General features: G+C 54.4%; 12 protein-coding genes. All 12 read right to left on the bottom strand.

Features of this window, described 5'->3' with window-relative positions:
• A partial coding sequence (locus ACYZGB_RS03735; protein ID WP_462386844.1) for a transposase occupies positions 1-320 on the bottom strand: 320 nt, incomplete at its 3' end.
• 497 nt (positions 321-817) lie between these two features.
• Complete coding sequence (locus ACYZGB_RS03730; protein WP_462386843.1) at positions 818-1075, bottom strand: MafI family immunity protein; 258 nt, start codon at positions 1073-1075, stop codon at positions 818-820.
• Positions 1076-1084: 9 nt separating this feature from the next.
• On the bottom strand, positions 1085-2038 hold the full coding sequence (locus ACYZGB_RS03725) for an RHS repeat-associated core domain-containing protein (protein WP_462386842.1): 954 nt from the start codon (positions 2036-2038) through the stop codon (positions 1085-1087).
• Positions 2035-2247: a sugar-binding protein gene (locus ACYZGB_RS03720; protein WP_462386837.1), complete on the bottom strand. Its 213-nt coding sequence runs from the start codon at positions 2245-2247 to the stop codon at positions 2035-2037. Before ACYZGB_RS03720 ends, ACYZGB_RS03725 begins: the two co-directional genes overlap by 4 nt.
• Before the next feature lie 441 nt (positions 2248-2688).
• Positions 2689-3612 (bottom strand): RHS repeat domain-containing protein, encoded by a 924-nt coding sequence (locus tag ACYZGB_RS03715; RefSeq protein ID WP_462386841.1) that lies wholly within the window; start codon positions 3610-3612, stop codon positions 2689-2691.
• The gene (locus ACYZGB_RS03710; RefSeq protein ID WP_462386840.1) at positions 3609-3821 is read right to left on the bottom strand and encodes a sugar-binding protein; all 213 of its coding nucleotides are present in this window, start codon (positions 3819-3821) and stop codon (positions 3609-3611) included. Before ACYZGB_RS03710 ends, ACYZGB_RS03715 begins: the two co-directional genes overlap by 4 nt.
• A 129-nt stretch (positions 3822-3950) precedes the next feature.
• The gene (locus ACYZGB_RS03705; protein ID WP_462386839.1) at positions 3951-4247 is read right to left on the bottom strand and encodes an immunity protein TriTu family protein; all 297 of its coding nucleotides are present in this window, start codon (positions 4245-4247) and stop codon (positions 3951-3953) included.
• Between the two features lie 14 nt (positions 4248-4261).
• Positions 4262-5191, bottom strand: coding sequence for an RHS repeat domain-containing protein (locus ACYZGB_RS03700; RefSeq protein ID WP_462386838.1), 930 nt, complete (start codon positions 5189-5191; stop codon positions 4262-4264).
• On the bottom strand, positions 5188-5400 hold the full coding sequence (locus tag ACYZGB_RS03695; RefSeq protein ID WP_462386837.1) for a sugar-binding protein: 213 nt from the start codon (positions 5398-5400) through the stop codon (positions 5188-5190). The genes ACYZGB_RS03700 and ACYZGB_RS03695 overlap by 4 nt, the downstream gene beginning before the upstream one ends.
• A gap of 133 nt (positions 5401-5533) precedes the next feature.
• The gene (locus tag ACYZGB_RS03690; protein WP_462386836.1) at positions 5534-5908 is read right to left on the bottom strand and encodes an SCO4402 family protein; all 375 of its coding nucleotides are present in this window, start codon (positions 5906-5908) and stop codon (positions 5534-5536) included.
• On the bottom strand, positions 5905-6846 hold the full coding sequence (locus tag ACYZGB_RS03685) for an RHS repeat domain-containing protein (RefSeq protein ID WP_462386835.1): 942 nt from the start codon (positions 6844-6846) through the stop codon (positions 5905-5907). Before ACYZGB_RS03685 ends, ACYZGB_RS03690 begins: the two co-directional genes overlap by 4 nt.
• Positions 6843-10223 carry a hypothetical protein gene (locus ACYZGB_RS03680; protein ID WP_462386834.1) on the bottom strand — a complete coding sequence of 1127 codons (3381 nt, stop codon included), beginning with the start codon at positions 10221-10223 and terminating at the stop codon, positions 6843-6845. The genes ACYZGB_RS03685 and ACYZGB_RS03680 overlap by 4 nt, the downstream gene beginning before the upstream one ends.
• Positions 10224-10270: the final 47 nt, after the last annotated feature.

Genomic DNA, 10270 nt, shown 5'->3' with positions numbered 1-10270 from the left:
GGCTCGAACGAGCCCTCGCGATCGCGGGGAACGTCGATGCGCAAGGCGCCGACGTCGGTCAGCACGGTCTTGGCGCTCTTGCCGTTGCGGTGATTGGCCGCAGCCCCTTCGGGCTTGGCCTGGCCGGGCGCGTAGCCCAGGTGGTGACTCATCTCGGCGCCCAGGGCGCGCTCAAGAACCGACTTCTTGAACTGCTGGAAGATGCCTTCGAGTTCGGCTGGCGTTACCGGCCCTGGGATGAGTTGCTCAAGCAGCTCGGCTGAGAATTGCGGCTGCGCCGCCTTGTCCGTCGCTGCGGTCGTCTTCGTCTTGCGTGGCATTCATGCTCCTTGTTGACATGCTATGCCTCACACACAAAACATCTGACAGGCTCCTTTTCAACAACTCCACTTGCGACCAAGAGGTCGCTACGCCCTTTCGTGTCGGTGTCGTCCATGCACAGAGAAACGTCCATTCCCTCCTTTAGAGAGACAACGTTGCCATGAATGTCAGCCCTCGTGTCTTCTTTAGCCAGCAACACGAGGTCCGCCTCCAACATTTCGTTGAAATCAACTAGAAATACAGGTTTGACGATAGTCACATCTTAGAAGCCACGTTGCGCCGGAGGCACAGGATTCGGGAAGATCAACTGCCCCAAGCCGTTTTAAAACCGTCCATACCGCTTGGTCTGTCACCCGCAGTTCATCATCCTCAATTAGCGCCATTGCCCAGGATGCAATGTCACTTCGCGCTTCAGAACCAGAACAAAGACTTTCCAGCTTGCTCAACAAGTCTTCCCGAGTAGGCATCCGGGTCCACATACTTTTATTCTATTCAGCTACCTAGCCAAACGCTCCAGCACTGATTCAGGCTCCATCGACATAGCAATGGCTAACCGCTCGATCAATGACAAAACTTCGGTCGAGGGAATCTTCCTCTCCTCCGCATAGATGTCAGCCGTAGTCTCAAGCGCTAAGCCATACTCACCAACATCAATAAATGCTTGAACTTCTGCACGCTCTGCGTCCGACAACTCCCCTTCAGAGGCATTCAGCAGGTTAGATAGCAGTGATTCGACAAGATCAAAATTGGACATCATTAATCTTTAGCGTGGGTTGCGTGGCACGTTGGTTGGGTAGCCGGTAACGATCCGACCGTTTGGTTCGACGATCACCTGGATGTCTACCCCGTCACGCGTACCGTTTACAACAGTGCGGCCATTTCGCCCCGGCGATGTGGTTGAACTTGGATCTGTCGCTACATCTGAGATTTCTCCTGCAATCTTTTCGCGCGACCAACCGCTAGGAAATTCGCTCTTACCTGGTTTACCGGTGCCCGGCGCATGACCTCCTCCAGTTGCATCCCCATCCAGAACGTGAGTTTCGCCTTTAGGGTCCAGGAGACTTGGCTTGGCTGCTTCACCTTTCTTTGACTCGGCTTTTGCTCCATCGCCAGGCCCTGCCGACTCAGAATACAAAGCATTGCCAATTGCGCGGGAAAGACGCTCTATCGACTGGCGCATCTCTTGTTGCTTACTCGGCGGCGCAAGCGCGTAGTAGGCTCCCCCAATTGCCAAAATTCCCATGCCGGCCACCGCCGCTACCGGAGTCCGACCATCCGGGTCAACGTACTTGTACGGGTTGTTGTTGGCATACGCATACCGGTTGAAGCTGTGTGGGTCTTCTGGAACGATTCCCTTGGGGTCCATCCCCATGAACCGCCCCACCACCGGGCTGTAGTACCGCGCCCCCATGTACGACAGGCCGGTATTCGGGTCCAGCTGTTTGCCCGCGTACCACAGCTTGTTGTTGGCAGCCGCCGCAGGCGCCTGCAGCCGGTGCCCATAAGGCAGGTAGCTTTCCTTCCAGACCACAGCGCCACTGGCATCTGTCGCCACTGCCGGGCTGCCCAGTACGTCGTTGTGAAAAAACGTGACGCTTGTTGTCTGCGCCCTGGCATAGGGGGCCAGCACACCCAAAACCAGCAGGGCCAGCAGCGCTGCAAGGTGCACCCACAGGGCGTGAAGCCTGGCGGTCTTTGTCATCGTCATCGTCGTCATTGCGCGGACTCCTTCTGGGCGATGCGCTTGCCGTTCAGGTAGATGTACTGGATCAGCTTGCCGGGCGAGCCCGGGGTGTATTCGGCCAGCAGGTTCCCGTGCACGCTGTGGAACTCATGGGTCTTGGTGTTCCCCTGGCTCACCCTGGTGCGCTTCTGGTCTCCGTCGTAGGTGTACTGGATGCTGCTGGCAGGCGTGGCGCAGTTCACACACTTGAGGTTGGGAACGGCGTCGTAGGTGGTAGGTGCGCCCCCTCCGCTGGCGATGTTGCCGAGACCGTCGTATGAAATTTAACAAACCTCTTCACATGTGAGGTCCCTATTCCCTTTATCGCAAGTCTATTGCGCCACAATTTTTCCAATTGCAAGCACACGGAATCCATTTAGCAACTCGACGAATTGCCCTTCTTGAAGCCACTCGGGAGGAATGTCCGTAGACGACAAAGAACATAAAACCCTGCCTCTAAAGGTTTGTGAGTCAAAAAATAAAACTTGGCATTCTCCGTCTCGAAGGCATTGCAAATGAGCTTCGATATACCGTTGCCAACGAATTGACAAACGCATTCCGGAGTACGGAGACGAACCATGCCCACCTAAGTCAGAGGGAATCCATAAAAAGTCAATCAGTAGATCTTTTTTCATGAAGGTACCTCAAGGTTTTGGTAACAACCCAAGATCTGTACATTGAATGCAGAATCCAGGACCTGTGTTGTCTATGTTTGGATGTTTATAGCTTCGGTTGTACACATCCCTCGGGACCTTTGTCTTAACGACTTCCTGCAACTCAGGATAAGTTCTTTGAAATTGCTCGGCTCCCTGGCGCGTTTCTGAAAACCACTTGTCTCCCATGGAACGCCCTTCGGGATGTGGGCGGAAGCCATGCTTTGCAATGTCATCAGCTTCGGCCTTAGAAACTGCACGATAGCCATCAATGTAGCCACTGCCCCCCTTTGCAGCAACGCCGCCCTCTGAAGCAGCCGACCTCGCAAACACGCCAGCGAGCTTGGCCCCAGCAGGAGCGACGCTACCGCCAACGCCCGTAAACGGCTCATTGCTCGTCGCTGCATGGTGAAAGTCCAGCATGAACAATCCAACCGCTGCGAACACCAGCAGAGGGTGTCTGCCATCCGGGTCTACATACTTGTAGGGGTTGTTGTTTGCGTATGCGTACCGGTTGAAGGAATGAACATTGTCTTCCTGGAACTCAACCGGATCGATCCCCATGAACCGCCCCACCACCGGGCTGTAGTACCGCGCCCCCATGTACGACAAGCCTGTATTCGGGTCCAACTGCTTGCCCGCGTACCACAGCTTGTTGTTGGCGCCCGCCGCAGGCGCCTGCAGCCGGTGCCCATAAGGCAGGTAGCTTTCCTTCCAGACCACAGCGCCACTGGCATCTGTCGCCACCGCCGGGCTGCCCAGTACGTCGTTGTGAAAAAACGTGATGCTTGTTGTCTGCGCCCTGGCATAGGGGGTCAGCACACCCAAAACCACTAGCAGGGCCAGCAGCGCGGCAAGGCGCACCCACGCGGCGTGGAGCCTGGCGGTCTTTGTCATCGTCGTCGTAGTCGTCATTGCGCGGACTCCTTCTGGGCGATGCGCTTGCCGCTCAGGTAGATGTACTGGATCAGCTTGCCGGGCGAGCCCGGGGTGTATTCGGCCAGCAGGTTGCCGTGCACGCTGTGGAACTCATGGGTCTTGGTGTTCCCCTGGCTCACCCTGGTGCGTTTTTGGTCTCCGTCGTAGGTGTATTGGATGCTGGTGGCGGGCGTGGCGCAGTTCACACACTTGAGGTTGGGAACAGCGTCGTAGGTGTAGGTGCGACCGCCTCCGCTGGCGATGTTGCCGAGACCGTCGTATGAACAGGGTATCCGTCGAATTTTTGATAGACGACAGTATTCAGAACTGTACTTTCAAAGTGTGGAATTTAAGGTTGAAAAAAAATCAGAAAACTCAACATCAAAATCAAATGAACCCGACAAGGACAAATGTTTGCTATAAGTCGTCTTCTCCGATGCACTATCAATAACCTCCAAATAAGCATCCCCACTACTCCATAAAGTAATTCTCGCCATAGCACTACTACCAACCACATCCATTATTGCCCCGGTATTTGAAGATGCTTCACAGGGAATGACTGAAGCACTAAAGCCCTGCCGAATAAGCTCCAAACATTTTTCGCGCCCCCAATTCATAAACGTATTCAACATAGTCAAGTCCTATATTATTTCACCTTGGAAGCGATCCAGGAAATATCCGAAGCCGTTGGCATCTGAGGAGTTGGATTCCCCTTTGCCGCCGCAAGACGACCCTCCAAAGAGTTCGGTCCAATTACTTTTGCAACCCCTTGGCTAGTTGTTTTTATTGATTCAATAGGCACTCCAAACTCTATATATCGACTCCCAACAGCTGCTTGTTTCATGAATGTCTCCACGTTGGCAGGACTCGCCACATGCGTCGTAAAGGTACGACTTTCCACAACCTTGCCTGAATTAATCATTAATGAATGCTCAGCTGCGGACATCCAGCGTCCAACAGTCACGGTCTCTTTTGCAGCCGCAACTCCAACCGCTACCTTTTCAGCTGCCCCACCGGCCCCTCCGGAAGCCATTGCGATGAATTTCCCTGATTCGATCGCAAGACTCCTAAGGTACTCCATAGGATCGAAGTTGGGGTACACGCTGGGCTGCGCTTGCCTCCCATCAGGATCCACGTAGCGGTACGGATTGTTGTTGGCGTACGCATACCGATTCAGCGAGTGGATGTTGTCCTCTTTGAACTCAACCGGATCGATCCCCATGAACCGCCCCACCACCGGGCTGTAGTACCGCGCCCCCATGTACGACAAGCCTGTATTCGGGTCCAACTGCTTGCCCGCGTACCACAGCTTGTTGTTGGCACCCGCCGCAGGGGCCTGCAGCCGGTGCCCATAAGGCAGGTAGCTTTCCTTCCAGACCACAGCGCCATTGGCGTCTGTCGCCACCGCCGGGCTGCCCAGTACGTCGTTGTGAAAAAACGTGACGCTTGTTGTCTGCGCCCTGGCATAGGGGGCCAGCACACCCAAAACCAGCAGCAGGGCCAGCAGCGCGGCAAGGCGCACCCACGCGGCGTGGAGCCTGGCTGTCTTTGTCATCGTCATCGTCGTAGTCGTCATTGCGCGGACTCCTTCTGGGCGATGCGCTTGCCGTTCAGGTAGATGTACTGGATCAGCTTGCCGGGCGAGCCCGGGGTGTATTCGGCCAGCAGGTTGCCATGCACGCTGTGGAACTCATGGGTCTTGGTGTTCCCCTGGCTCACTCTGGTGCGCTTCTGGTCTCCGTCGTAGGTGTACTGGATGCTGCTGGCAGGCGTGGCGCAGTTCACACACTTGAGGTTGGGGACGCTGTCGTAGGTGTAGGTGCGCCCGCCGCCGATGGCGATGTTGCCGAGACCGTCGTAGGAATAGGTGACGAAGAGCGTCCTTAATTCAAGAAATACTCATCAAAAAGCTAAAAATTCAGTGCTCAAGAAATGCATTGGATGCATCTTGCGCTGCAAGCACAACAGCATCCCACTCCGGTTTTTTTAAATACTCCGCATCAGATAATTTTGTTCCATATTTATCAAAAACCAAATCAATGGCCTTGATCAAAGTGGAAATTTTTTCTGCCTCCATCGAGTTACGCAGCACCTCGCCAATCATAGAGAACGGGTCGCTCGCCAGCGATGTGTCATCATAGAGAAAATGAATAGCATAATCAAATTCGTCATGCACCACCGGCCCCTCCAAAATACCACCAACCCATACTCTATTTTGATAGGAAAGATCAGACAATGCATTGATATACTCAATCAATTCCAAGCGCATCTGGGGATAACGTAAATCGCTCATGGCTTATTCCAGCTCCTCCAATTTTTGTATTCACTCAAGGGAATGTGCGCATTGGTTGGGTCTTTCTTAATGCTGCCATTAATCGGCTTCCCATCTCGACCAATCACAACGCCTTTATCACGAACTACTACGTGATCAACCTGTTGGCTTGGTTGACTGTTGCTGGGGTTTCCTTCGTCGACCCGAACACCACTGCCTTTGTCATTAGGATCCTGCCAACGAGTTCCATCACCTTTTCGATTTGATTTTCCCTCACCCCACTCCGGTGGAATTTTGTCTGTAACCTCAGGAGGTATAGAGCTTTCACTTTCATTGAACACCAAACCAGAAGCCCGCTCCAGCGCCTCACCCGTGCGCTGCCGCAGCAGTGTGGCCGCATGCCCCATCTGCGCCTGCCGCTCGGGCGTCATGTAAATGGTCGCTCCCGTCGCTGCCGCTGCAGTAACCAGCAACTTGTAAGCCAATAGTGCAGCCCGACCGTCAGGATCTACGTATTTGTAGGGGTTGTTGTTGCCGTAGGCATAGCGGTTCAGGCTGTGCGGGTCTTCCGGAACGATTCCCTTAGGGTCCATCCCCATGAACCGCCCCACCACCGGGCTGTAGTACCGAGCCCCCATGTACGACAAGCCGGTATTGGGGTCCAGCTGTTTGCCCGCGTACCACAGCTTGTTGTTGGCACCCGCCGCAGGCGCCTGCAGCCGGTGCCCATAAGGCAGGTAGCTTTCCTTCCAGACCACAGCGCCACTGGCATCTGTCGCCACCGCCGGGCTGCCCAGTACGTCGTTGTGAAAAAACGTGATGCTTGTTGTCTGTGCCCCGGCTTGGGGGGCCAGCACACCCAAAACCAGCAGCAGGGCCAGCAGCGCGGCAAGGCGCACCCACAGGGCGTGGAGCCTGGCGGTCTTTGTCATCGTCATCGTCATCGTCGTAGTCATCATTGCGCGGACTCCTTCTGGGCGATGCGCTTGCCGTTCAGGTAGATGTACTGGATCAGCTTGCCGGGCGAGCCAGGGGTGTATTCGGCCAGCAGGTTGCCATGCACGCTGTGGAACTCATGGGTCTTGGTGCTCCCCTGGCTCACCCTGGTGCGTTTTTGGTCTCCGTCGTAGGTGTACTGGATGCTGCTGGCGGGCGTGGCGCAGTTCACACACTTGAGGTTGGGGACGCTGTCGTAGGTGTAGGTGCGCCCGCCGCCGCTGGCGATGTTGCCGAGACCGTCGTAGGAATAGGTGGCGGTAAAGGTATTGGGCGTGCTGTACACGCTGTTCAAGCGATTATTGCCATCGTAAGAATAGGAAAGCTGAAGGCCTGGAGCGTTGTAATTTGTGATATTCCCCGCGCCGTTGTATGAGACGCTGCCACTGCCTTGTGGGGTGGAAAAATTGGTCAACCTGTCCATTTCATCGTAGCCAAATGTTCGGCCATAGACGGGGGCCGTCGAATCGCTAATGGACGTGAGATTGCCAACCGTGTCGTAGCCAAAGGAAGACCGGTTGTAGTAGCTTCCTGATTTGGAAGTAAAAAATGACGAGGGCCACAGCCGAGAGTTTTGGCCATATTCAGAAGAAGTGCCATTGGCATAGGCGATTCGCTGAATCTGCCCGGATGGCCAATAGCTGGCACTGGTGACATAACCTGTGATAGAGGTTGGTTGCCCAAGGTTGTTGACGCCGTAGTAAACCGTCTCACCCGAGCGGGGGTAAACAATGGACGTGAGTTGGTCATTGCCGTTGTACCCGTATTGGGCCGACCAGGATATATCCGCCGTCACAAGCTCCTCGGTCCTGATGTTGCCGTTGCTGTCGTACGTGAAGCGGCGCGTTGCGTCGGACGTAGTGGTGCTCAGCAAGCGATGCGCGCCATCGTAGGAATGCGTCACCGACGGGGCAGCCCCGTAATAATTCACTGTACTCAATCGATTCAAGCCATCGTAGGAATAGGCAATAGAACCCGTGCCGCTCACGTTCTTGGATGTCATGTTTCCAGCTGCGTCGCGCTCATAGTTGACAACACCCAGTTCAGGGTGTGTGGCTGAAACCATATATCCGGCAGTGTTGTAAGTGAAGCTTCGGCTTACCCCACCTTGGGCGGCAGACGTGATCAAGTCTTTGTTGTTTCGCGCATAGCTCACGGACGAGGCACTGTCGGGCGTAGAAATACCCATCAAAAACACTTTGTCGGGGTCTCCATAAGCCCTGTAGCTGTAGGTGGTGGAATACCCTCTTTCGTTTCGGATTGTTTTAGATGCACCGCCATAGGTGATGGTTCTAGACGACCCATCAGGATTAGTGACTTGCACCAAGCGGTTCAATACATCGTAAGAATAGTTTTTGCCTGACCCGCCGTTAGGACTGGATTCAAACGTCGTGCGGCCCAATGGATCGACTGAAAAAGAGGTAACAACACCGCCGCGATCTACGCTAGTCACACGGCCAAAATCGTCGTAGTTGGTGGTTTCTGTCAATCCCCCGCGCGATGCTGTGCGGATGTTGGTGCCATATGTGACCGTCACCCTGTTGCCTGCTGGCGGGTCAATGGATGTGATACGGTTCAAGTCATCGTAAACATAACGGTTTGTACGCCCACTGCCATCTGTTTCGGAAGTCACATTGCCCGCATCGTTGACCTGGCGATAAATCGTCACACCTTCGGGTTGGTTTTCGGTCTGAGGCACGCCACGCATGTAGCTGGAATAGCGGTGCGTCAACGACCTTGGGAATGTGACGCTGCTCACGTTGCCATCGGAGTCATATTGTCTGCTGATGGAGATCCCGTTTTTTGTCTCGTTGCTCAAGTTGCCGTTGCTGTCAAAGTTGCGGCTAATTGACTCCCCTGAAGAGCTTTCATTTTGGACCTGATTAATGATCCATTTTGTCGTGTTGACATAGTAGCTTCTGGTAGTGCTTTTGCTGCCGCCATTTGGTCCGGATTCCGAGATGGATCGGGCATTGCCGTAAGAGTCGAAATTGCTGAAATCGGTGCGATAAGTGGTGCCATCACGGGTAATCAATTTTTGCGTCAATATGGGCGCATTGGTCTGCAAATAGTCGAACTTGGTCACAAAGGCGCCCGGGCGCACATACGTTTCAGAAGAGATTTGCTGGCCTTGCCAGGTGTATTGCTCCACCTGCGTGCTGCCGATCCTCTTCTCCACCAGCAAACCAACCTTCCACACGGTGCCCGGGCCCGCATAGTTGGGGCCAATGTGCTTGTAAGTGGTGGTCCCAGCGGGGCTTGTCACCGTGGTTGTATCCAACGAGCCGGGGCCGCCCGGTTGGTAATTGAATGACCAGTTCCCCCCTGCGCTCAAGGATTTGCTGCTGACCACATTGGAGCGGCTGCCAGGATTTGATTGAGAATCAAAATAGACGAAGGCGTAAGAATAATTGATGGTGCCGCCAAAAGGGCTTTTGGCAGACCGCATCAAATAGCTGCCCGCAGAAGAACCATTGTTACCGTCGTAGCCATAGGCCCATGTACTCCCATCTGGCCGGGTGACACTGGCGAGTTGGTAAATTCCAGATATTCCAGACGGCTGATAGCTGTATTGAAATGTTTTTCCGGCACCCGTGATGCTTCTGATTCTGGCCGATATGGTGCCCGAGTCGTAGTAGCTGAATGACACCGATCTTCCATCGCTGGTGGATATGCTGCGGATTTCCTGGCTTGCGCCTGATACATAGCTGATCGTGATGGTATTGCCATTGCGATCTGTTATTTTTTTGGTATGCCATTCATAGACAGGTGCGGCAGATGATCCAGAACCAACAGCTTGTGTCATCTCATAGCTGACGCCATCTGGGGATGTGACCACCATCCCATTTCCGCCGGGATAGCACTCTGCCCGCCAACGCTGCGTGGACAACGCAAGGGGAGATGTTTGGCCTGTAAAAGTCAACAGCTGCCTGCTGCCGTCGGGCAGTTCCAGCGTCGGGTTGTCGGCAACCGTTTGACTGTTCATGTTCACGCAAGGCAGCGCTTCGCGGGCGCGCAGTATGCGGCCGAAGTGCATGCCCCAGCCCCAGCCGGCCGTCGTCTTAGGCTGGCCAGCGTTGGCCGGATTCACATTGCTGCTGTTGTACGACCGAATAATATTCAGATCGAGGCCACCGTTTCCTGGGATGCGCAGATCCACATAGTGCCGCTGCAATGACCCGGTGAAAGGGTCAATATTTTCATTGTGGCTTTGATTGACAAAGTCGCGGTTCGGCTGGATTCCCGGTTCCTTGTAAAAATCGGGTATCACCTCTTGAGCATTCACCAGCGCAGAGGCCGAAAGAATAAAAAGCCCAAGCCCTCTCATGAAATATCGCATTTCATCCTCCCTCGATTAATTGGACACACGTCGTCACTCGACTCTCC

The organism is Acidovorax sp. Q11, assembly GCF_054950075.1.
This window is presented reverse-complemented; position numbering and strand designations above follow the sequence as displayed.

What these genes read in the sequence shown, in the direction of transcription:
- ACYZGB_RS03700 (WP_462386838.1), bottom strand. Translation starts at nt 5,191, where the DNA reads ATGACGACTACGACGATGACGATGACAAAGACAGCCAGGCTCCACGCC.
- ACYZGB_RS03725 (WP_462386842.1), bottom strand. Translation starts at nt 2,038, where the DNA reads ATGACGACGATGACGATGACAAAGACCGCCAGGCTTCACGCCCTGTGG.
- ACYZGB_RS03685 (WP_462386835.1), bottom strand. Translation starts at nt 6,846, where the DNA reads ATGATGACTACGACGATGACGATGACGATGACAAAGACCGCCAGGCTC.
- ACYZGB_RS03705 (WP_462386839.1), bottom strand. Translation starts at nt 4,247, where the DNA reads ATGTTGAATACGTTTATGAATTGGGGGCGCGAAAAATGTTTGGAGCTT.
- ACYZGB_RS03690 (WP_462386836.1), bottom strand. Translation starts at nt 5,908, where the DNA reads ATGAGCGATTTACGTTATCCCCAGATGCGCTTGGAATTGATTGAGTAT.
- ACYZGB_RS03715 (WP_462386841.1), bottom strand. Translation starts at nt 3,612, where the DNA reads ATGACGACTACGACGACGATGACAAAGACCGCCAGGCTCCACGCCGCG.
- ACYZGB_RS03680 (WP_462386834.1), bottom strand. Translation starts at nt 10,223, where the DNA reads ATGCGATATTTCATGAGAGGGCTTGGGCTTTTTATTCTTTCGGCCTCT.
- ACYZGB_RS03730 (WP_462386843.1), bottom strand. Translation starts at nt 1,075, where the DNA reads ATGTCCAATTTTGATCTTGTCGAATCACTGCTATCTAACCTGCTGAAT.